The organism is Phycicoccus flavus (assembly GCF_004025965.2).
Lineage (GTDB): Bacteria > Actinomycetota > Actinomycetes > Actinomycetales > Dermatophilaceae > Phycicoccus > Phycicoccus flavus.
Map to the genome: position 1 here is coordinate 33756 of NZ_SAYU02000015.1, position 23031 is coordinate 56786.

Consider the following 23031-nt stretch of genomic DNA (forward strand, 5'->3'; position numbering starts at 1 on the left):
CCCCCGCCCCCGACTTTCCCGCCCCATCCGGGAAGCCCGGGGTCCGCAAGGGTCGACCGGCCACGCGAACCCCGCCGATGCCTTGCGAACCATCCGCTCTGACGAAGGACCACGATGACCGAGCAGCCGCCGATCGAGACCGACCGCACGGAGCCGATCGACCTCAACGCCGAGATGCAGCGCTCGTACATCGAGTACGCGATGTCGGTCATCGTCTCCCGCGCGCTGCCGGACGTCCGTGATGGCCTCAAGCCCGTCCACCGCCGCGTGCTCTACGCGATGTACGACGGCGGCTACCGCCCCGACCGCGGCTTCAACAAGTGCAGCCGCGTCGTCGGCGACGTCATGGGCCAGTACCACCCGCACGGCGACGGCGCGATCTACGACGCCCTCGTGCGGCTCGTGCAGGACTGGTCGATGCGCTACCCGCTCGTGCAGGGCCAGGGCAACTTCGGCTCCCCGGGCGACGACCCCGCCGCCGCCCCGCGGTACACCGAGTGCCGGATGGCGCCGCTGTCGATGGAGATGGTGGCGAACATCGACGAGGACACCGTCGACTTCGTCCCCAACTACGACGGCAAGACCCTCGAGCCCTCGGTCCTCCCGGCGCGCTTCCCGAACCTTCTCGTCAACGGCAGCGCCGGCATCGCCGTCGGCATGGCGACCCAGATCCCGCCGCACAACCTGCGCGAGGTCGCCGAGGCCGCCGAGTGGGTCCTGCGCAACCCGGAGTCCCCGCGCCAGGAGACCCTGGCCGCCGTCATGCAGCGGGTCAAGGGCCCGGACTTCCCCACCGGCGCGCTCATCATGGGCCACGGCGGGATCGAGGACGCCTACCGCACCGGCCGCGGCTCGATCATCATGCGCGCGGTCGTCGAGGTCGAGGAGATCCAGGGCCGGCAGTGCCTCGTCGTCACCGAGCTGCCCTACCAGGTGAACCCCGACTCGCTCGCGCAGAAGATCGCCGAGCACGTCAAGGACGGCCGGCTGGCCGGCATCGCCGACATCCGCGACGAGACCTCGGGCCGCACCGGCCAGCGCCTCGTCATCGTCCTGCGCCGCGACGCCGTCGCCAAGGTCGTCCTCAACAACCTCTACAAGCACACCCAGCTGCAGACGACCTTCGGCGCGAACATGCTCGCCCTCGTCGACGGCGTGCCGCGCACCCTCCCCATCGACGCCTTCATCCGGTACTGGGTCGAGCACCAGATCGAGGTCATCCGCCGCCGCACCGAGCACCGGCTGCGCAAGGCGGAGGAGGAAATCCACATCCTCCGCGGCTACCTGAAGGCGCTGGACCTGCTCGACGAGGTCATCGCCCTCATCCGCCGCAGCCCGACCGTCGAGGAGGCGCGCACCGGCCTCATGGAGCTGCTGGAGATCGACGAGATCCAGGCCAGCGCCATCCTCAACCTCCAGCTGCGCCGCCTCGCGGCGATGGAGCGCCAGCGCATCGTCGACACCCACGACGAGATCCAGGAGCGCATCGAGGACTACCGCGACATCCTCGCGACGCCGCAGCGGCAGCGGGACCTCGTCTCCGAGGAGCTCGCGGCCATCGTCGACAAGTACGGCGACGACCGGCGGACGACGATCATGCCGGGCGACGGGGACATGTCGATGGAGGACCTGATCCCCGAGGAGGACGTCGTCGTGACGATCACCCGGGGTGGGTACGCCAAGCGCACCCGGGTCGACCTCTACCGCGCGCAGAAGCCGGGCGGCCGCGGGGTGCGCGGCGCGCAGCTGCGCGGCGAGGACATGGTCGAGCACTTCTTCGCGACGACCTCGCACCACTGGCTGCTGTTCTTCACCAACCTCGGGCGGGTCTACCGGGCCAAGGCCTACGAGCTGCCCGAGGGCAGCCGCGACTCCAAGGGCCAGCACGTCGCCAACGTCATGGCCTTCCAGCCCGGCGAGCAGATCGCCCAAGTCCTGGCCATCCGCTCCTACGAGGACGCGCCCTACCTCGTCCTCGCGACGCGCGGCGGGCTCGTGAAGAAGACGCGGCTGTCGGAGTACGACAGCCCGCGCTCCGGCGGCCTCATCGCCGTCAACCTCCGCGACGACGACGAGCTCGTCGGCGTCGGGCTGGTCTCGGCCTCGGACGACCTGCTGCTCGTCTCCCGGAAGGGCATGTCGGTCCGCTTCCACGCCGACGACGCCCAGCTGCGCCCGATGGGCCGCGGGACCTCCGGGGTCACCGGGATGAAGTTCCGCGGCGACGACGAGCTGCTGTCGATGTCGGTGCTCGCCGAGGGCACCGAGCCGGACGTCTTCGTCGTCTTCGAGAACGGCATGGCCAAGCGGACCAACGCGAGCGAGTGGAACGCCAAGGGCCGCGCCACGCTCGGCGTCGCCGTCGCGAAGATCACCGACCGCAACGGCGACCTCGCCGGGGCGCTGACCACGACCGGCGACGACGAGCTGCTCGTCGTGTTCGAGAAGGGCAACATCGTCCGGGCCTCGGTCGACGGCATCGCGCCGAAGGGCCGCAACACCCAGGGCGTCATCCTCGTCAAGCCGGGCAAGGGCGACCGGGTCGTCGCCGTGGCCCGCAACCCCGAGAAGGTCGCGGAGCAGGCGGCCGAGGAGGCCGGGCTCGAGCCCGCGGGCGACGACGTCACCCCGGCGTCGGCGGCCACCGCCGGGGCCACCCCGGAGGGCGCGGCCGGTGGCGCGAACGCCGGGGACGTCGACGGCGGGGCCGAAGGTGACGGTTCGGTGGAGACTGCCGAGACCCCTGGGGCGGAAGTCGCAGACGCCACGAGCGATGCCGTACCGTCGTCTGACGAGAACGAGTCGTCGGACGACGGCAGCGCCGAGCCAGGAGGCCGTGAGTGAGCACCGCAGACCACGCGGGACGCCCCGTTCGACCGTCCGCTCCCAGCGGCCGGCCGGCGCGCGGCGACGGCGGCTCGCTGCGTCGCCTCGCCGGCGACGGCGGGCGTGACACCACTGCCGAGGACCGCGGGATGAAGCGCGAGGCCGGTGGGGACAGCGACAGGGCCGGCGAGCCCACCCGTCCGGTGCCCGCCGCTCGCGAGAACGGCGCCCCCGGTGCCCCGCGGACGGCTGCCGTCCCGGCCCAGCGTCCGCAGCAGTCGCCCGGCGCCCCCCGTCCGACCGGTGGCGCCCCCGTCCGTCAGGGTGCTCCGGCCCGTCCGGGTGCGCCGCGCCGCACCGGCGCCCGCCGGGTCCGGCTCACCGTCTCGCGGATCGACCCGTGGTCGGCGATGAAGATGTCGTTTCTGCTCTCGGTGGCGCTCGGCATCGCGCTCGTCGTCATGACCGTCGTGCTGTGGACCGTCCTGGACGCCATGGGCGTTTTCGACCAGGTCAACGGCGTCATCGGCCAGGTCGTCGAGTCCGACGGCCAGCAGTTCGACATCCTCGACTTCGTCGGCTTCACCCGGGTGGTGTCGCTGTCCATCGTCATCGGCGTCGTCGACGTCATCCTCTTCACGGCGATCGCGACCCTGTCGGCGTTCCTCTACAACGTCTCCTCGGCGCTCGTCGGCGGCGTCAACCTCACCCTCACCGACGACTGAGCGACGCGGGCGCCCTGCGCGGCGTCTTGGTGACGTGATCGGCCGCTGGTCTCCCGGTCCGTCGAGCTCTGGGTACATCGCGGCTGACGGACGCGGCGTCGGGCACGTCGCTCGTCGTCCGGATCCCGTGGCCCGGTGTTCGTGCGTCGACTTCCTGAGTTGAGGGATGGCCACTTCAGGCGGGCTGCGTGTCCTGCCCCACGGCCAGCCCGCGGTGGCCCTGAGGGTGTTGTCGCAGGTCGGGGCCGGGGACGGCCGGGTGCCAAAGTTCGCCGAACGGACGATCTCGTGCTCGACAACGGTTTCCGGGGCGTCAATTCGTCAACACTGAATGCGTGTCCGACGCCGCTCGCCCCATCAGCCTGAGCGTCCACGACCTGCGCCTCGTCGCCCGCTACGCCGCCGAGTGCGCGGCCGTCGCGCTCCCGCTCTTCGAGCGCGCCCACCCGGACGACGAGCGACCCGCCGCCGCCATCGCCGCCGCCCGCACGTTCGCCGACGGCTCGCCCCGGTCCCGGATCCAGCGGACCGCCAGCGTCGACGCCCACCGGGCCGGTGCCCAGTCGACCGACCTCGCCGCCCGGGAGGCCGCCCGCGCCGCCGGCCATGCCGCGGCTGCCGCCTACCTGCACCCGCTCGCCGACCCGGGGCAGGTCCGCCACATCCTCGGCTCCGCCGCCTGTGCCACCCGTGCCCTGGAGCTCGCTGCGGAGGCAGGCACTGACGCTGACGGTGAGGTCCACGGCCGTGAGGGCTCCCCGGACGCGGCCGTCGTCGCCGACCAGGCCCTCGCCGACGCCGCCGACCGCGCCTCGCACGCCCTGCGCGACGTCCTGCGCCGCTACCCACGGGTGCCGCAGACCGGCAACCGCGTCGCCCTGCTCCTCGCGGCCCTCGACACCACCCTCCGCGCGGACTGACACCCAGCCTTCCTGGATCCACGACCATCACCCGACGCTGCCCCGCAACTGGACACCTGGCGTGGGATCGCTGACCCGTCCGAGGCGGCCCCGTCGACCGTCCTGGCGCATGCGGGGGCCCAGAACTCAGGCTCACGGGGAGGCTTCGTGAACCACGACCCGTGTCATCGACCGCTCCCGCACCCGTTTTGGGCCGACCCGGTGGGGTGCGGTAACCTCGTGCACCGCGCCCTCCGCTGTGAGGGCGCGCCGCCGGTCGGCGACGGGCCTATAGCTCAGACGGTTAGAGCGCTTCCCTGATAAGGAAGAGGCCACAGGTTCAAGTCCTGTTAGGCCCACCACCGACCCCCTCATCCCGCCAGGTGGTGCCAGCATGAAGAAGCTCCTCGTCCTTCTCGCCTCCGCAGCCGGCGCGTTCGCGATCACCAAGCAGATCAAGGACAAGCAGGCCGAGAACAAGCTCTGGGCCGAGGCCACGGACACTCCCCGGAGCTGACTCCACCCGGGCCGCCGGCCCGACACCGCCGCGCATCCCGCGGCCACCAGGGGCCATGGCGCAATTGGTAGCGCACCTGCTTTGCAAGCAGGGGGTTAGGGGTTCGAGTCCCCTTGGCTCCACCGCAGGTCAGAGGCCCTTCGCGAGGTTCGCGAAGGGCCTCTGACGCGCCTGTACCCCAGCAAAGTACTGCAGTCGCTGATTCGTGCGCCCGAGCGCCCCACTCCCCGCAGGGCTCCAGGTCTTCACCTACAGGAGATCGGTGACCTGTCCGTAGTCGACTCCGGAGAGTCGCCGGTGGATGCGGACCGCCTGTGCTTCGGTCAGCGAGGCCACGGTGTCAGCGGCGGCCCGCAGCGCGTCGCTGTGCCCGGGTTGGCCCGTAATCGGATCGGCCTCCTCGTACTCCTCTCGGCGGTCCTCAGCGAGGAGGCGCCCAGGCTCCTTTGCGTACCAACGCACGAGGTCGTCGAGGATTCGACGTTGTCCCGCCTGTTGGGTGGCCAACCCCGGACGATCCACCACGTAGCACCAGAGAAGCTTCTTGAGTGCGACAACGGCCTCGCGATACTCTGGGTTCACGGAGAGTGATGCACCGTAGCGAGTCAGATGTTCGCTGTCGTTCTGACGCTCAAGACGGATCGCATCGGGACTCAAGAAGGCAGAGATGAGAGCACTCGTTATCGCGGACGCCTCGCCCCGCCCGGAAGCGTCGGATTCGTAGGGGTGAATGCTCCCAACCGTATTCTGGACACTAAAGAGACCACGCACCACCGAGTCGATGTCGAAGCCCTCGTCCTCCGTGCGCTCCAAGTAGGCAAGGAAGCGATTCGTCTCGTATCCGGCCGAGTTTCGCCCGCCAGCCTTCAGGGCGGTCCTCGGCATGCCGTTCAGGATGTCGGCCAAGGGGATGAGGCCCGCGCGGTAGAAGTCATCTACGTCGTGGCACGCGTAGGACACTTCGTCGGCCCAGTCCATGATTTGTTCCTCGACGGGCCGGGCGGGGGCATCCTTGGCTTCGACTGGTGGGTCAGGGAGTTGTGCGTCTCCACTGATCCACAAGAGGGTGTCCTCTAGGTCCGCGTAGCAGCCCCAGTGCTTGCTGGCGAAGTCGTCCTCGCTGCCGGGGGCAGTCTTCGGCCCACGTCGCCAGGGGTACTTGACGCTCGCGTCGAGCGCTGCTCGTGTCAGGTGAAGCCCCCGAGCCATCCGTCCCCGCCTTACGGCCATGTAGGTGACGATGCGTAGGTTCTGGGCGTTGGCCTGGAATCCGTTCTCGTAGCGGCCGCCGGCCAGCTCGTCCAACGTCTTCGTGATCTGCTTCTCGCCGATGTGGCCGAATGGCGGATGGCCAATGTCGTGGATCAGGCAGGCCGCTTCCACAAGGTCGGGGTCCGGTCCCGCCCCGCCTTCACCGTCTTGGACGGCGCGGGCAGCAAGCAGTGAGGCCATGCGCTTGCCTACCTGTGCGACCTTGAGCGAGTGAGTCAATCGGTTGTGGTAAACACCCAGCTGATCGGCAGCGATGACTTGAGTGCGCCCGGACAAAGCCCGGAACTCCGGGGTGTAGAGGACACGGTCGACGTCGTGCTGGAACGGAGACCGGTGATCGGAGTCTGTTGTTCCAACCGCCGACCCCAAGCCGAACTGCTCGACATCAGTTTCGGAGTAGCCCGGCGGCGGAGAAGGCATACGGGCAGCCTAGTGTGCTGCCGAGCAAACTTCAGATGACCCGGAGCTCCCGAAGTGCCGTCGTGGCGCTCTCTCGCCTCTGGGTGAACCGTCCATTCCAACGCGAGGCCATTTCCTCACCGGCCGCTGTGAGGTCGGTGCCGTTGACACCAAAGTGCAGCAGGTTGAGCCGGCGTAGGTCGGTCACGATGTCCCCGAGTGCCTCCCCGACGCGCAAAGAACCCCTCATCTCGAGCCCGGCGGGGTTGCCTTCGAGTTGCAGGCGCTCTACGACTTCCACGATTGCGGCCCAAGGCATTGGTTCCCCCGTGGCCTGGGTGTAGGCGCTGACTAGCGCCAAGACATTGGCGTGGTTCGGAAAGTCATCGGCGGCAACATCTGTGGAGGTCATGATTGGCTGTTCCAGGGTCTTCACGCCGGTCACGCCTTCCTCGGACTCAACTGACTGGGACATGGTGTCTCTCCCCTACCCTTGGCGATATGGCCAAACGTAGGCGGGCGCTCTGACAGTCAACTGTGCGGTCAACGCCATACTCGTCGCTCGCGGCGGACTGGTCCATAGCACGTTGGAGCGAGACTAGGCGATCGACACGCCACGTGCGACTACTACGACGGTGGTCTCGTGTGTACGCAACCGCCAGCATGCCAGTAGAATGGCATCGAATGGCATCTTGACGGAGCATGACCGTGGCGTGTTGGCAGGAAATGGCATGGCGGAAGCCTATGACCCCAACAGGGACTACCGTGCGCGGCCGATCGGCGCAGAGGTGGGCCCCACCTACTCCCTGAGGGAGGCCGCACCCCTGCTCGGGTTGAGCTCCACGGAGGGTGTCCGACGACTGATAATCACGGGTCGGTTGCCAGCCCATCGAGGCGCGGGCTACAACGCGCCGTTCCGGGTACCTGTCTGGGCGGTCAACGCCCTACGTCAGCACCGCGGACTCGGACCATCTCCTACAAATGGGCGGCCGCTGGGGGACTCCCCGGCTGGCGGTAGTGATCGAGTGGCGGCACTCGAAGAGGCCCTTGTGCTGCTGATCGAGGCTAGAGAGCACGAGGCTCGCGCACTGGAGCTTCAGCAGGAAGTGGCGTCAGAGTTGTCCGCCGCCAACCGTGCCTTGAGTCGAGCAGTGACCAACGTGGTCGTCCCCCCGGGTCCCCCCGAAGCCGGGGTCCGATAGCCCCTGCGCCCGCGGGACGGGATGGCCAAGGGATTCCGCAGAGTCAGCCCGGCCGCCCCAACTCTGACCCCAACCGTGACAGCGCCTCCTGGGCCGACCGTGTGGAGACCTGCGAATACACCTCCATGGTCAGGGCGATGCGGCTGTGACGAAGGACGGCCATAGCGACGCGTGGATGCACCTCAAGCGCGACGAGGAGACTGGCGCAGGTCCGACGCGTTGCATGGACCGGGATGACCGGCACGCCGGCCTTCTGCGCACGGAGCTTGAAGTCGCGGTGGAAGTTGCGCGGGTCGACTGGGTCACCGTGCCGCGTTGTGAGGACGAGCCCGCAGTCGCCCCACAAATCGCCGGACGCGAGCCGGCGACGGTTCTCGTCGACACGGTGGCGCTCGAGCGCCCGCACCGCGAGCCCCGGCAGCGGCAACTGTGCGTCCGAGCTCGGCGTCTTGGTGTGCCGGCGCACCAGCTGCCCGTCGATCCGCTGGACCTGCCACGCGATGAGCGCCTCACCCCGCTCGAGGTCGACGTCCTCCCACGCCAGCCCGAGCAGCTCCCCGCGCCGGAGCCCCAGTGTCAGGAGCAGCACGTAGGCCGCATACAGCGGGTCGTCATCGAGCCGTGCCGACTCGAGGAACCGTCGCGCCTCCTCCACCGTCCACACCGGCTGCTTCTTCCGTCGCGGCATCGGCACCCGCACCAGCGCCGCGACGTTGCGGAAGACGAGCTCCTCGCGCACGGCCTGGGTCAGCGCTCCGCGCAGCACCCGCCACGCCTGGTGGATCGTCCAGTCGGAGGCGACCTCGTGGCAGCAGTCCCCGATGGCGCAGCACTGCGAGACGGCGCGGGCGGCGTCCTTGCCCTGGGCGCAGCACTGGCACCGGGTCCGGAGCGCGTTCACCCAGACCTGGACGTCGCGGACCATGAGCTTGTCGAGTGGGCGGTTGCCGAGGTCGGGGACGATGTAGAGGCGGGCGAACATCTCGTAGTTCTTCGCGGTCGTCGGCGACAGGTTGGGCTTAACCGTCTCGCGCAGCCACCGCCGGAGGAAGTCCCGCAGGCGCGGGGAGACCGGCGCCACCGGTCCCCGCCGCGCCTGCTGGTGGAGGCGGAGCCACTTGCCGTGGACCTCCTCGCGGGTCTTCCCGTAGACCGAGTTGCGCTGCCGGCGCCCCGTCGGGGTGGTGATCCAGACGTGCGCGGCCCAGCCGTTGCGGTACGGGTAGATCGACCCCTCCCCGTTCGGCCGCCGGCTCACGGCCAGTCGTCCTCCACCTCGAACGGCCAGTCCGCCTCCGCTTCGGCGGCCCGCCGCTCGCTGTACTCGTCGACCCACACGGGCAGGATGCGCCGCGAGCCACCGTCCTTGAGCGAGCGCAGGTCGCCGCTGATGACCATCATCCGCACCTTCGTCGTGCCGTACCCGAGCATCTCGGCGACCTCGGGAACGGTGTACCAGCGCCGCCGCAGCGGCCCGATGGGTGCCTTCCGCTCGTTGGTGGGTCCGCCGGTGTTCTGCTGTGCCGCCGTGGACATGTCCGACTCCTCTCGTCGCGGGCTGACCTCCAGTAGGTCACGTCTCACCCGGTACGGCGATGGCTCTCGCGACCTGTGGATAACCACCGACACGACGTGCCCGCCAATCTGAAAAAGCCTCTGGACCCGCCCTTCCTGGACCTCCCTCGCCGAGAAACCTCGAACGAACTCACCTCCCGACGCTCTCGATGCCCCCGACCGCCGACCCACCTCTCCACCCCCGCCGCCCAGCGCTTGCCCAGGTCCCGACGTGACCGCCACCACCACGATCCAGGAACACACCCGGTGCACTGAAGTGGTTGATTCCGCAACGACAGGTCCAGGAGGGGCCTCCCCGGAGGCTTTTCCATATGTGATGACTCTGCACAAGCTGGCCGCCGGGAGCGGGTACACGTACCTGACCCGGCAGGTCGCGGCCCACGACGCGACGGAGATCCGGCAGGCCGGGCTGGCGAGCTACTACGAGGAGAAGGGCGAGGCGCCGGGCCGATGGATGGGGTCCGGGCTCGCGGGGCTCGACCTCGCGGTCGGGGACGCGGTCACCGAGGAGCAGATGCGGCTGCTCTTCGGCCAGGGCCGGCACCCGCGCTCCGGGGAGCCGGAGGCGACCATCCAGGGGTGGGGCGCTCTGGGCCGCGCCTTCCCGACCTTCGCCGCGACCACGCTTCGGCAGGAGGTCGCGCAGGCGTTCAGCGACCACAACACCGGCCAGGGCCTGTCGTGGAACGCGCCGATCCCACCGGGTGAGCGGGCCCGGATCCGCACCGCCGTCGTCACCGCGGCGTTCACCCGCGAGCACGGCCGACCGCCGCGGGATGATGCCGAGCTGACCGGCTTCCTCGCGGCCTCGTCCCGGCCGGCGCAGGTCCCCGTAGCCGGCTACGACCTGACCTTCAGCCCGGTGAAGTCGGTCTCCGCGCTGTGGGCGCTCGCCCCGCCGGAGGTCGCCGGCCAGGTCGAGGCGGCCCACCACGCCGCGGTCCGCTCGACACTCGCGATGCTCGAGCGCGAGGTCGCGTTCACCCGGGTCGGAAAGGGCGGCATCCGGCAGGTGCCGGTCACCGGACTCGTCGCCGCCGCGTTCGACCACCGCGACTCCCGCGCCGGCGACCCCGACCTGCACACCCACCTGGTGGTCTCCAACAAGGTCCAGACGCTCCCGGCCGAGGGGAGCAAGTGGCTTACCCTCGACGGTCGGATCCTGTTCAAGGCCAAGGTCATGGCCAGCGAGCACTACAACACCCGCCTCGAGGCCGAGCTCACCGACCGGCTCGGCGTCCGATTCGTAGACCGGCCCGGCCCGCAAGGCCGCCGCCCGGTCCGCGAGATCGACGGCCTTGACCCGCGCCTGCTCGAGGAGTGGTCATTGCGCCGCCGCGACATCACCGACCGGCAGCGCGAGCTCGCCGAGACGTTCCAGGCCGACCACGGCCGCGCACCCACTCGCATCCAGTCCTTGGCGCTGGCCCAGCAGGCCAACCTTGAGACCCGTCCGGACAAGCACGAACCCCGCAGCCTGCTCGACCAGCGCCAGCAGTGGCGCGCCGAGGCCGAGACCGTGCTCGCCGGCCCCGGCCGCGTCGGCTCCAAGCCGGTCGCCGACATGCTCGCGGGCGTGCTCGGGCGCGGGCGGCAACACGTTGTCCACAGGGGTGGGTACGAAGGCGGCAACGAACTATCCACAAGGGTGCTCGCGGTGCTCGAGGCGTCACGCTCGACCTGGCAGGTCTGGCACGTGCGGGCCGAGGCGCTCCGCCAGGCCCGCTACGCCGGGGTGCCACTGGCCGACCTCGATGAGACGCTCCGTGTCGTCACCGAGCGGGTCACCCAGCAGCTCTCTGTGCCTGTTGGCGAGACCCCGGACCTCGGCGAGCCAGAGATCCTGCGCCGCTCCGACGGTGAGCCCGTCTACACCGTCCACGGCAGCCGGACCTACACCTCCATCGGCATGCTCGACGCCGAAAGCCGGCTGATCGAGGCCGCAGAGCGCACCGACGGGCTGACGATCCAGGAGATCTTCGTCCGCCTCGCCGTCGATCGTGCAGCTGAGGCCGGTGCCGCCTTGGACCCCGGGCAGGCCGACCTCGTCGCCCGGCTCGCCACCAGTGGCGCGCGCGTTCAGGTCGCCCTCGCGCCCGCCGGAAGCGGCAAGACCACCGCGATTTCCACGCTCGCCAAGGCCTGGCGCGCCGGCGGCGGCGACGTCGTTGGGCTCGCCCCGACCGCGGTTGCCGCGGCCGAGCTCGCGGCGGCGATAGACACCGCCGCCGAAACCGTCGCCAAGTTCCTCCGCACCGCCTCGCTCACCACCGAGGACCGTAGGGTCGCCGCGTTCCCGGCGCTCGGGCCACGGACCCTCTTGGTCGTCGACGAGGCGGGCATGGTCGGGACCAAGGACCTCGCCGCCGTCGTCGACCACGTCCTCGCCCGCGGGGGGAGCGTCCGGCGGGTCGGGGACGACCAGCAGCTGACCGCCGTCGCCGCCAGCGGCGTCTTCCGCGACCTCGCCGAGCTCGGCGACCGCAGCGGCACCACCGTCCGACTCACCGAGCTGCACCGCTTCACCGACCCCGCCGAAGCGACCGCCACCCTCGGCATCCGCGACGGCGACCCCACCGCGCTCGAGCACTACCTTACCCGCGGCCGGGTCCACGTCGGAGACGCAGGCACCGCCGCCGAACAGGCCTACGACGCCTGGCGCGCCGACATCACCGCCGGATCGAGCAGCCTCCTGCTCGCCGCCAGCCGAGACGTCGTCCGCGACCTCAACAAGCGGGCCCGCGCCGACCGGCTCGCCGGGCAGGGCCCGACCCGGCAGGTCCGCCTCGCCGACGGCACCCACGCCAGCGCCGGCGACCTCATCGTCACCCGCCACAACGACCGATCCCTCCGCACGCGCAGCGGCACCTGGGTCAAGAACGGCGCCCGCTGGGCCGTTCGCAGTGTCGGTCCCGACGGCGCCCTGCTCGTCGGCCCAGCCAATCGGCGGGCCGGCGGCCACGAGAGCGTCACCCTCCCCATTGGGTACGTCGAGCAGCACGTCCAGCTCGGCTACGCGGGCACCATTCACGGCGCCCAGGGCGCCACCGTCGACACCACCCACACCGTCTTGGCGGGTACCGAGAGCCGGCAGAGCCTCTACGTCGCCCTCTCCAGAGGACGCCGCGAGAACCACCTCTACCTCGGCGACGACGCCACACCCGCAGAGGATGTTCCCCTCGGCAGCCAGCCGCCGGATGACGGACCACGCGATCTACTCGCCCGCATCCTCGACCACGACGAGCGAGCCGAATCCGCCACCCGGGCAGGCATGCCCGACCCACACCACGAGCTCGCGACGCTCGTCCAGCAGTACGAGGACGCACTACCGCTTCTTGCCCAGCATGTCCTGGGCGACGACCACATGCGTGCCCTCAACGACGGGCTCGAACGATGGATGCACGGGCTCACCGCCCAGCCCGGGTACCCGGGTCTGCGAGGCCAGATCGCGGTCAGATGGGCAGATGGCGACTCCCCGAACGAAGTCCTCCAGCAGGCCACCTGGTGGCAGTCCAAGGACGAGCTCGCTGGCGAGGACGACCCTGCAGCCGCGCTCGCCCGCAACGTTGCGCGCACGAACCTTGGGACGAGCGACGTCGGGTCAGCACGGTGGTTGCCAGCTGTGCCGCGACTCATTCGCAGCCACGAGTGGGCGGGCGCCTACCTCGAGCGCCTCGCCGGTCGCATCGACGAGATTGCGTCCCTCTCGGAGCTCCCAGGACGCGCGCCTGACCACGGGGACCGATTGTCAACGGGACGGAACCATCAGCAGCGCGCCGTTCCTGCCAGAGCGCCTGTCGGGCGTGGGGCCGGCGGACCGAGACGCTGACGGTCACACCACCACGCTGGCGGCGGCGAAGTCCGCCGCAGGCATCGGGGTCCGCAGGTGCCAGGTGATGGCGATCGGTCGCTCACCGCGGTGCTCGACGTAGTCCGCCTCGCCGAGGAACAGGTAAGGCGCGCCACTGCCGAACGCGGAAACCTTCTGCGGCCTGGTGAAAAGCAACACGTGACTGCCGTTGGTGCGGTGGTTCAGGTACCGCTGGCCCGTCGGCGACGCCACCGTGGTCCCTGACTGCGACTCCCAGTGGAAGAGCTCGGGACTGATTGCGTAGTCCTGGTACATCGTGGTCGGCGAGTAGTCGGCCTCGGACTTGTGCAGGGTCACGAGGAAGGCGTCGGAGTTGGCTTGGGCCGCGAACAGGACTCCCTCGCGGAAGCTGTTGGGCTTGCGGCCGTCGATCGAGACGTAGTCCAGGGCAGCGACGATCTCCTCACGGGTGTACCGAGCGTGGACCTTGAGCGGGCGCAGGCCGAGCGACCCTTGGAGCCGCGACGTCACGCGTTCCGCGGAGCCCAAGGCGATCTCGATGACCGCCCGCAGGTCCTGCCGAACGGCGGCCTCGCTGCGAAGGGCTCTCAGTCCTTCGGCGTACGACTCGAAGCCGCCGCCGTCCGGCCAGAGGGAGAAGAAGAGCATCCGACCGTAGGCCTGGAGAGTGGGGTCCGCCTGGTCGTAGTCGGGCGCGTTGTCAGCGAGCCAGGTCAGGTAGGCGGCTGCGCGATCCGGGTCGTCGATGTGGCACAAAGCGCGTACCCGCTTGAGGAGCGCCTGCTCGAAGGGACCTCCCTCGGGGACCCCGAGCCCGCCATCGCGTCGTAGGCGCGCCCAGGAGCGGTCCGCCCGGACCACGTCCGCGAGCTCGACTCCGGACTCGTCGAGGAAGGTGGTCAGGTCATGGGTGGGGTGGGCCCGCAGCTCGGCGGTGATGCCGGTCCAGCGCGTGGTGACCTGGCTGCGAATGTTCTCCAGCACTAGTTCCCGGCTCTGTCGGTCGAGCACGATCTGGGTTCCGGCGGGAAGGAACGGGAAGCCGTGCTGGATGTCCCGCTCGAGAGCGGCCCGTGTGCTGCCCGTCATGGCCCGAAAGCGCTGGTCGAAGCGAAACTCCTTGCGGTGGTGTCCGACAAAGTCCAGGGCGGTCAGCACGGCCTTGTCGGTGGCCCGGCGCAGGCCTCGCCCGAGCTGCTGGAGGAAGACGGTGGAGCTTTCAGTCGGGCGGAGGAAGAGGACGGTGTTGATGGCTGGGACGTCGACGCCTTCGTTGAACACGTCGACGGCGAACAGCACCTGGATCGCCCCGTCGCGCAGATCCCGCACCGCGTCGTCCCGCTCAGGCTTCGTCGTGTCTCCCAGGACCACGGCGGCCCGGATCCCGGCCTCGTTGAAGACCCGCGTGATGTACCTGGCGTGGTCACGGGACACGCAGAAGGCCAGGGCCTTCATGGCGGTGAGGTCGGCGACCTTGTCGCGGACCGCCTTGAGCACGATGCGCGTCCTGGCGTCGTTGCCGGTGAACAGGTTGGACAGCTCGCCGGCGTCGTAGGCGCCGGCCTTCCAATCGACCCGGGTCATGTCCATCCCGTCGGCGACCGCGAAGTAGTGGAAGGGCGTCAGGAGGTCGGCCTTGAGCGCGTCCCACAGCCGTAGCTCGGCGGCCGTTCGTCCCTCGAAGAAGGAGCGGACGTCGAGCCCGTCGCCGCGCTCCGGGGTGGCGGTGAGCCCCAACAGCTCTCGCGGCTGGAGGTGGTCGAGGATGCACCGGTACGTGCGGGCCTCGGCGTGGTGGAACTCGTCGACCACGACGACGTCGTACGCGTCCGGGGGGATGTTGGTGATGCCGTACGACGACAGGGACTGGACGGACGCGAAGACGTGGTCCCAGCGCTCGGGCCGGTGCCCGTCGACATAGAGCTCCCCAAAGCTGGCGTCGCTCAGGACCTCGCGATAGGTGCGCAGCGACTGTTGGAGGATCTCCCGTCGGTGCGCGACGAAGAGCAGTCGAGGCAGCGTCGCGGATCCGGCTGCGAGCCGGCGGTAGTCCAGCGCCGCCACCACGGTCTTGCCGGTCCCTGTCGCGGCGACGACCAGGTTGCGGTGCCGGCCGTGGACCAGGCGTTCGACGTCGAGCTGGTCGAGCATCTCCTGCTGGTAGGCGTACGGACGGACTTCGAGCCCGGAAAGGGTGAGGGTGACGCGGTCGTGAGGCCGTTTGCCGGCCGCCTCGGCGAGGGCATCGTCGAGCCGGTCCCGATCGGCATCCGGGTCGTAGGTCTCGAATGTGGCGTCGTTCCAGTAGCTGTCGAACGTCGCTTGGAACTTCTGCAGTAGCGCAGGAGTGGAGATGGCGGAGAGCCGGACGTTCCACTCGACACCGTCGAGCATGGCCGCGCGAGAGAGGTTGCTGGAGCCCACGTACGCGGTGTCGAAGCCGGTGTTGCGCCGGAACAGCCAGGACTTCGCGTGGAGCCGGGTCCGCTGGGAGTCGAACTGGACCTTCACCTCGGCCCCGAAGTCCCGGACCAGCCGGTCCAGGGCGGCGCGATCGGTCGCGCCCATGTACGTCGTGGTGATGACGCGAAGCGGGACCCTTCGCTCCCTGAGCGCCTCCAGCCTGTCTTCGAGGAGGCGGAGCCCGTACCACTTGACAAAGGCCATGATCAGGTCGACGCGGTCGGCACTGGCAAGCTCGGCGCGGATTTCATGGCCGAGCCCCGGCTCACCCGCGGCGTTCGTCAGCAAGGCCGCCTCGGAGAGCGGAGTCGAGGGACGGTCACTCAGCAACCGAAGGTGGCCTCCAGGCACCGGCGGAACGGCAATAGCCAGCAGTTGCCTCGCCGCCGACAGCGAGTCCTCCGAGGCACCGAGCATCTCCACGAGCTGGTTGACCAGGGCCAGACGCCGCTCGGCGTTCTTCTCCTCACGCAGGGCTCGCAGGGTGACATCCCGGACGTGCCTGGCCAGAACGTCAGGTTCGTCGGCCTCGTCGATCAGCCCGCGGTGAATGTCGAGCTTGGTGATCCCCGCCAGGCGCTTCTCCAGTGCGCGCGTGATCAAGCTTTCGTACAGGCCCTCGAGCAGGCTGCCATCCCCAGTGGTCACCCACCGCAGCTTGCCAGGGAGGAGCAACAGAACGGAGCGAAACCGATTCGCCGCCAATCGGGAGCCTCAGGCGCGCGCTGACGCGACACAGGGGGCAACGAGCCCGGACGGCGCTCAGGGCAGTGAGAGTCCTTGGCTCAGCGCAGTAAGGCGACGGCCGATGCGCCTCGGCGGGCAAGCTCGGCAACCGAACTTGGCTGCCCGACAATGCCAAGAAGTCGATCTATCCACCCAGGCTCGACGACCTGGAACGACTCAGCCTCCGATAGGGCGGAGGCGGGAAGGTACAGGAAACTCTGGGGAACGGCCGGCCGCACACTGAGCTCGGCCAAGGCGACTGGCTGCCGGTAACGCTCCGCATGACTGATGACGAGGCCGACAGCTCGCTCACTGTTCCCGTAGTAGTTGAGGTAGTCAGATCGGGCGATGCATCCGACGGACCCGAATGACTTCCACAACGCCCAGGGGGTCGCGAGCTCAGTCCTCTCAATAGTGAAGTTTCCAACGATGCGCTGGGTTGGGGCGCTCTCGTAGATGAGAACAGTGTCGATGTCTTTGGCGAGACGGCGCTTACGGAACTCGACGAGCTTCCTCCCGTCCAGGATCGCCTGCGCGTAGGCAGGTTGGATCGCCATCAGCGCTACCCGACGAGCAGGTCCCTCATCCACGGCATGCCCTCTTCGCGGAGGCGGGTGATGGACTGCGGCCACGATCTAAGCGCTCCTGCCAGCTTCATATCGGTCAAGGTGATGGGAGGTTCCAAGAACCGATCTTGCCGGAATCGGATGGCGAGGACCCCGCGGGCACGCCGTGCCATCTCCGTGATCTCGGACGCGCTGTAGACGGTGCGGCGGCCGACGAACCGCATCACCTCGTCGGGCTCGGTGGATCTAAGGACCTCCTCCACAATGCCTACCGCACTGAAGCGTCGTCCCCTCGACAGATAGAAGAGTAGAACGTCCCCCGCCGCTACCTGGTTGGTCGCGGCATTGCACAAGTACGCCTTGCGAAGGGCGTTGCCCCACGGGTGCGTTTGCTCTCCTGTCTTCCCGAAGAGGGCAAGCTGCGCGGACTGGGAGGGCGGAGCCTGCTCGGGGAACAGCTGGTCGTGCCATCGGGGTTCAATCGGAACCGCGAAGATGCGTTGCCGGCACAGAAGCGCGGGGGGGCCGAATATCACGTGGTATTCGAGGTCCGACACCCCCCCACCATCGGGAGGAGGCCGCAGAGACTTCGTCAAGACGTGCTCGCCACGCGCGCTCTGGTAGCCCTGATCCACGAAGCCGAACGCCGCGAGAAAGTCGAGAACTTCAGGGTGTGACGGAAGCACTTCCACGTACAAGCTCGCGGACTCTGTGGTGGTGAGGCTGTGAAGGATGGCCTTTAGCAGCAGCTCTCCGTATTTGACACCGGAGTGGTCCTCCGAGACCTTGAATGTGCTCATCTTGACGACGGGGCCCGCGATCGAGTACTCACAGTCGCCCTCGAACTTCAGGAGGCCAAGGGCGGCGTAGGCTCCGTCTTCCTCGATCACGAAGCACCGCCGGGTGTCACTCTGTTGGCGCACCTTGGCAAACCATTCGTCAAACTCGGGGTAGTCGGATCGGAGCCCTTCGAAGATCTTGTCCTCCGGATCGATGGCATAGCAGGGCACCGTACTGACCCGAGGAGGGGGAGTGAGCTCTGTCGGCTCAAAGCCGGCGAGTATCGTGACAGCGTCTGCAAGTGAAAGGGCCCGGTCACCAAGCCCCGCCCGGGCTGCCCTTCGACGCAGACGCGCGTCGTCAGTGACGAGGTACGTGACGGCGCCAGATTCCACTTCAGCCAGAAGCCGCAAGTCGCGCTCATCATTGGACCCCGGGACGCTGGTGCCAGCCCGGCTCGTTAGATCCGACGTGATCGGAGCCTCCGCCAACTGGTGAAACTTCCCGAGTTCCGCGATCCGCTGCCGGCGCCGCGACGCGTCCTTTCCCTCGAGCAGGTCATCGCGTGTCGCAGGGGCAACGCAGAGCAGGTGGCGCTGCTCGTTCGCCAATCTGAGGAAGCGCACGCCGAGATCGATGTTCTCCTCAAGCTCGCCTGAGAACGGCTCGACCGCTATCACAACGTTGGAGTCCAAGAGAAACTTCAGGCGACCATTCGCACTATCCCCCTCCTGCGGCATGACATCTATAGTGGAGGACTCTGCCTGTCCCACGAAGCCTTTCGCGCTTCCTCGCCTAAGCGGCGGCGAGGTGCGGCCTCACCCTCCGAGGATCGTGCCCTGCTACTCACGGCCGGGCCGCGGTGGACCGTCACCGAGTGCACCGAGCCAAAGGGGCCTGCACCCCCTGCGGCGAACAGTCGCAGCTTGAGGCTATGCACGAATCGGTCGACTCTGGGCCGGGACCCAGGCTCGTCGGCGTGCTCGTTGTTGGCGGTATGAGTGACGCTAGCGCGCTGAAACTGCTGTTGCAGCCGGTGAGTACCGGTTCTCGGTGGACACCCCGGGCCTCGAAGGAGAGACCTCTGAATATGTTGAACTGCTACCCAACCAGCCCCCGCGCGGAGCCCTCTACGACAACGTACCCCTGACAGCTTGATGCGGGCGCTCCGCCCCGTCGCGTCTGCGAACCAGGACTGTCGGGCCACTGGACGTCCCATGAACCGTAAGAATGCAACAGTGACCAACGAAGACGAGGATGTTCTCGCTGCCACCGCAGGCTCGCGGCCGCTCCCCGACATGGCGATAGCTCACGAAGTCGGTGAACTGATCGGGCACCTGCTCGGTGACGGTCGGTCTGTGATCGATCCCGCGACGACTATCTGGACGGCCGAGGCTGCGGAGGAACTCCGGGCGAGGATCGGGGACAACCCGATGGTCGGGGCGGATCAGGGCCAGTGGGAGAAGCTCGACCACCAACTGCAGGACGCACCTCGAGAGGTAGTGCTCCTGGCGGCCGAACTTGTGTTTCTCCGGGAGCACCCCCTGTTGTCAGCCAAGCCTGAGACCCGGCGCGCCCACGTCGACCGGGTCCTGGCGCACCTCGACCCACCCGTGCCGATCCCCGAGCCAATGTCCACCTGGCTGGCGCGCCCGTCTGGAACTGCGGGCTTGGAGCCGGGTACTTGGTACAACGGCGCGCTGTGGCGGCACGTCATCTGGGCCGCGACCTTCGTGCGTCACTGGTCTGGCCTGACGCCAGCCGAGCGCGAGAAGGCCCGGGACGACCCGTGGGAGCTGCAGCGCGTCATGCTCGCCTCGGGTGACGACCGCTCCGACATGCGGAACGTGCTGCAGTTCCTCGCCTGGCCTGACGTGTTCGAACCGATCTCGTCGGCGTCGATGAAGAAGAAGATCCGTGATGTACTCGCCGATCGGATCGGTGGGCCGAACGGCACAGACCCTGCAGCCATAGACCGTGATCTGCTCGCGATCCGCGCCGCCCTAGCCCGCGAGGTCGAGGGACCGTTCCACTTCTGGTCTCCAGGCGTGAACGAGCTCTGGGACAGCTCTCCGAGCGAGCCCGAGTCGCATGATGGATCTTCGGTCGTGGAAGAGCCCCGGCCCCGGCACTACTGGCTCTACTCCCCGGGCCCGCAGGCGTCCGAGTGGGACGAGTTCTCATCGGACGGAATCATGGCCATCGGCTGGGACGAGCTTGACGACCTCGCCACCTACCCAAGCCGCGAGGCGATCCGCCAGGCACTCGACCCGGCAGGCACCGGCGGGTCGATGAGGAACGACGTCCTTGCGATCTGGCAGTTCCAAAATGAGATCGCCGCCGGCGACATCGTGTTCGCTAAGCGTGGGCGACGGGAGATTGTCGGGCGCGGCGAGGTGACCTCCGACGCCCAGCACGAGCCGGCTCGTGCGTCGTACCGCCACGTGCGCTCGGTGACGTGGACCCAAACGGGGTCCTGGGAGCATCCCGGTGACGCCGCGACCAAGACCCTGACCGACATCACGACCTACCACGACTACGTCGAGAGGCTCGAGAGACTCGTCACCGGCGACGACGAGCCATCTCTGTTGGAGACTCCAACGCCTCCCCCGGCCTATGACAAGGCGGCGTTCTTAAACGAGGTATTTATGTCGGAGGAGCGCTACGAGCGGCTGCGCGCCCTCTTGGCACGCAAGAAGAACGTCATCCTCGCGGGGCCGCCCGGTGTGGGGAAGACCTTCGCTGCGAAACGTCTGGCGTACTCGATCATGGGCGCCAAGGATCCCGCGCGAGTCCAGATGGTCCAGTTCCACCAGAGCTACTCGTACGAAGATTTCATGATGGGGTACCGGCCAACAGAGTCTGGCGCGTTCACGCTTGCCGAAGGCCCCTTCTACCGGTTTTGCGATGCTGCCCGCGCCGACGATGACGACCGGCAGTACTTCTTCATCATCGACGAGATCAACCGCGGCAACATGTCGAGGATCTTCGGCGAGCTGCTCATGCTCATCGAGGCAGACAAGCGAGGACAGGACCTGCGTCTCCTGTACAAGAACGAGACGTTCTCCGTCCCAGCGAACGTACACATTATCGGCATGATGAACACCGCCGACCGCAGCCTTGCAGTACTCGACTACGCGCTGCGCCGCCGGTTTGGATTCTTCGAGATGTCCCCTGGCTTCGACTCAGCTGGGTTCGGTCGTTGGCAGCAGGAAGCCGGCAGTCCCACTCTTGATCGCCTGGTCGAGGCTGTCGTCGAGCTGAATGCAGCGATCGCCGCGGACCCCGCGCTCGGCCAAGGCTTCGCCGTTGGACACAGTTTCCTTTCTCGCCCCATGGGCAGCGACGCTGAGGATGCATGGCTGTGCTCGGTCGTCGAGGACGAACTCATCCCGTTGCTGGACGAGTACTGGTTCGATGAGCCGACCAAGGCCGAGGAGTGGGCAGGCAGGTTGAGGGCCGCGGTCGCATGATCGACAGGACGATCGCCATCTCCAACGTGTACATCATGTTGGCTTACGCGTTCCGGGCGATTCGCTCCAGGGGCAAGGATCGGATCGAGGCTCAGCGGTTCGACCATCTCCACGATCTGCTGGCGGAGATCCTTGTGCGAGGCGTCGGCGCGCAGGTCAAGCGCGGTCTTCACCGCGACTACCTGAACCGTCGCGACGAGCTAGCCACTGTTCGCGGTCGAATCAACATCACCCGGACCATCGCCACCCGATCAATGACGCGGGGGCGGATGGTGTGCGAGTTCGACGAGTACGAGGCTGACACACCGCACAACCGAGCGCTGAAGTCGGTCATCGTGCTCCTGATTCGCAGCGGCGACGTGGACGCATCGCGCAAGGCTGCTCTGCGCCGACTGCTGCCCTACCTCGATGCGGTGACTCTTATCGCACCGACCTCGATCCGCTGGGACGCACTCACCTTCCACCGCGCCAACGCCACGTACCGGCTGCTGCTTGGCGTATGTGAGTTGGTCGTCCGCGGACTCCTACCTACCGAAGGCCCCGGAGCTATGCGGCTCACCTCGTGGGTGTCGGACGAGCAGATGAACCGGCTATACGAACGGTTCGTGCGCGAGTACTTCGTGCTCCACCACCCGGAGTTGTCGCCGGGCGCGCCCTCGGTTGCCTGGGACTTCGACGACACGAACGCTCACGGGGTCGAACAGCTCCCAGCCATGCGCACCGACGTCACGCTCCGGTCGGGGCAGCGCACGCTGATAGTGGACGCCAAGTACTACGGCCAGTCGATGCAGGTCGGCATGTGGGGCAAGCCGACGGTGCACTCGGCGAACCTCTACCAGATGCTGGCATACGCGAAGAACGCCGACGTCCATCGTGACGGATCCGTCAGCGGCCTGCTGCTCTACGCACGCACACACGCACCGGAGCAGCCCGACCTCGACGTCGTCATCCAGGGCAACCGAATCGGTGCTCGAACACTAGACCTGGGCCAGCCGTGGGAGATCATTCGCGCTCAACTTGAAGACATCCCTACCTGGCTAGAGGACAAGCAGACCGCGCTGACTCAGTGATCAGCCGCTCTGAGGCGACCGCCTCCAGATGAGCTCCGCCTTTGGTCCTCGGAGCGAAGCGAACGGGATCTGACGCGCCAACGCTGCCAGCGTGGGTCGTGCTGCATCACCAGGAGCGCCGCCCGGTGCCTTGGTCCGGTGTTGCGGTCAGAAGGTGTTGCGCGCTTCGCCTGGTGGTTCTCTCCGCCGGACGACGGCACGCCGGACCCAAGGGGACCTCATCGTGACCCCGACCTGCCCCGGCCGTACCCCGGATTCGTACCCCACAAAAGTACGGCAGCGGGGGGGTGAAAGTGGCGCGATCAGCTGCCTCGCAGCGCCCTGAACTGCGCCTATGCACCGGCTCACGGACCCCTCTCGGGGATTTTGCAAGCAGGGGGTTAAGGGTTCGAGTCCCCTTAGCTCCACCGCAGGTTAGAGGCCCTTCGCGAACTTCGCGACGGGCCCCTGACGCGTCCATCGCGCAAGAACGGCTGCAGTGGTCGCTGCCCGCGAGCCAGCAAGCACCACTCGAGTGGGCGTCGTTGAAGCCTCGATAGGGGCGAGGGTCAAATTGGCCAGAGCCGACTCCCGCCTCGTCAGCGGTCGATCCAGTGCGTTACTCGCTATTGAGGTTCTAGCCGCTGGACGTGCGCCTGCAATGGTCCGCCGGCGCGGTGGCGGGGCCGGCGTCGGGGCTGGAGATGCGTGCCGCGGGCGCGTCGTC

Annotated in this window: 14 protein-coding genes and 2 tRNA genes; 9 read left to right on the forward strand and 7 right to left on the reverse strand. The window is 68.2% G+C overall.

All coding sequences use genetic code 11. The annotated features are described in order from the left end of the window. Nucleotides 1–114: 114 nt before the first annotated feature. The 6 genes from gyrA to EPD83_RS06595 all read left to right on the forward strand — a co-directional run bounded on the left by gyrA (nucleotide 115) and on the right by EPD83_RS06595 (nucleotide 5089). Nucleotides 115–2844 (forward strand): DNA gyrase subunit A, encoded by a 2730-nt coding sequence (gyrA, locus tag EPD83_RS06575; RefSeq protein WP_128367154.1) that lies wholly within the window; start codon nucleotides 115–117, stop codon nucleotides 2842–2844. Further along, nucleotides 2841–3551, forward strand: a complete 711-nt coding sequence (locus EPD83_RS06580) for a DUF3566 domain-containing protein (RefSeq protein ID WP_235950378.1) — start codon at nucleotides 2841–2843, stop codon at nucleotides 3549–3551. Before gyrA ends, EPD83_RS06580 begins: the two co-directional genes overlap by 4 nt. Nucleotides 3552–3886: 335 nt before the next feature. Further along, nucleotides 3887–4471, forward strand: a complete 585-nt coding sequence (locus EPD83_RS06585) for a putative immunity protein (RefSeq protein WP_128365512.1) — start codon at nucleotides 3887–3889, stop codon at nucleotides 4469–4471. A gap of 264 nt (nucleotides 4472–4735) precedes the next feature. Continuing rightward, nucleotides 4736–4812, forward strand: a tRNA-Ile gene (locus tag EPD83_RS06590). A gap of 32 nt (nucleotides 4813–4844) precedes the next feature. Beyond that, entirely contained in the window at nucleotides 4845–4967 is a 123-nt protein-coding gene (locus EPD83_RS20600; protein ID WP_235950379.1) for a DLW-39 family protein, read from the forward strand. Between the two features lie 49 nt (nucleotides 4968–5016). Further along, nucleotides 5017–5089, forward strand: a tRNA-Ala gene (locus EPD83_RS06595). Between the two features lie 127 nt (nucleotides 5090–5216). Here the strand turns inward: EPD83_RS06595 and EPD83_RS06600 are convergent. The 4 genes from EPD83_RS06600 to EPD83_RS06615 all read right to left on the reverse strand — a co-directional run bounded on the left by EPD83_RS06600 (nucleotide 5217) and on the right by EPD83_RS06615 (nucleotide 9376). Continuing rightward, the gene (locus EPD83_RS06600) at nucleotides 5217–6659 is read right to left on the reverse strand and encodes a deoxyguanosinetriphosphate triphosphohydrolase family protein (RefSeq protein WP_128365511.1); all 1443 of its coding nucleotides are present in this window, start codon (nucleotides 6657–6659) and stop codon (nucleotides 5217–5219) included. Nucleotides 6660–6690: 31 nt separating this feature from the next. Then, nucleotides 6691–7083: a hypothetical protein gene (locus tag EPD83_RS06605; RefSeq protein ID WP_128365510.1), complete on the reverse strand. Its 393-nt coding sequence runs from the start codon at nucleotides 7081–7083 to the stop codon at nucleotides 6691–6693. A gap of 800 nt (nucleotides 7084–7883) precedes the next feature. Further along, the gene (locus EPD83_RS06610) at nucleotides 7884–9098 is read right to left on the reverse strand and encodes a tyrosine-type recombinase/integrase (RefSeq protein ID WP_128365509.1); all 1215 of its coding nucleotides are present in this window, start codon (nucleotides 9096–9098) and stop codon (nucleotides 7884–7886) included. After that, a complete protein-coding gene (locus EPD83_RS06615; RefSeq protein ID WP_128365508.1) occupies nucleotides 9095–9376 on the reverse strand; it encodes a helix-turn-helix domain-containing protein in 282 nt (93 codons plus the stop codon). Before EPD83_RS06615 ends, EPD83_RS06610 begins: the two co-directional genes overlap by 4 nt. Nucleotides 9377–9731: 355 nt before the next feature. Between EPD83_RS06615 and mobF the strand changes: the two genes are divergently transcribed. Then, complete coding sequence (gene mobF, locus EPD83_RS06620) at nucleotides 9732–13244, forward strand: MobF family relaxase (protein ID WP_128365507.1); 3513 nt, start codon at nucleotides 9732–9734, stop codon at nucleotides 13242–13244. A gap of 3 nt (nucleotides 13245–13247) precedes the next feature. On the opposite strand, the gene EPD83_RS06625 is transcribed toward mobF, so the two are convergent. The 3 genes from EPD83_RS06625 to EPD83_RS06635 all read right to left on the reverse strand — a co-directional run bounded on the left by EPD83_RS06625 (nucleotide 13248) and on the right by EPD83_RS06635 (nucleotide 18522). Next, nucleotides 13248–16337: a DUF3427 domain-containing protein gene (locus EPD83_RS06625; protein WP_128365515.1), complete on the reverse strand. Its 3090-nt coding sequence runs from the start codon at nucleotides 16335–16337 to the stop codon at nucleotides 13248–13250. A gap of 158 nt (nucleotides 16338–16495) precedes the next feature. Further along, entirely contained in the window at nucleotides 16496–16993 is a 498-nt protein-coding gene (locus EPD83_RS06630; RefSeq protein ID WP_128365506.1) for a hypothetical protein, read from the reverse strand. 5 nt (nucleotides 16994–16998) lie between these two features. Then, a complete protein-coding gene (locus EPD83_RS06635) occupies nucleotides 16999–18522 on the reverse strand; it encodes a GNAT family N-acetyltransferase (RefSeq protein ID WP_128365505.1) in 1524 nt (507 codons plus the stop codon). A gap of 498 nt (nucleotides 18523–19020) precedes the next feature. Here EPD83_RS06635 and EPD83_RS06640 point away from each other — a divergent pair, with 498 nt between their 5' ends. Next, a complete protein-coding gene (locus EPD83_RS06640) occupies nucleotides 19021–21255 on the forward strand; it encodes an AAA family ATPase (protein WP_235950380.1) in 2235 nt (744 codons plus the stop codon). Next, nucleotides 21252–22325, forward strand: a complete 1074-nt coding sequence (gene mcrC, locus EPD83_RS06645; protein ID WP_128365504.1) for a 5-methylcytosine-specific restriction endonuclease system specificity protein McrC — start codon at nucleotides 21252–21254, stop codon at nucleotides 22323–22325. Before EPD83_RS06640 ends, mcrC begins: the two co-directional genes overlap by 4 nt. Nucleotides 22326–23031 lie beyond the last annotated feature (706 nt).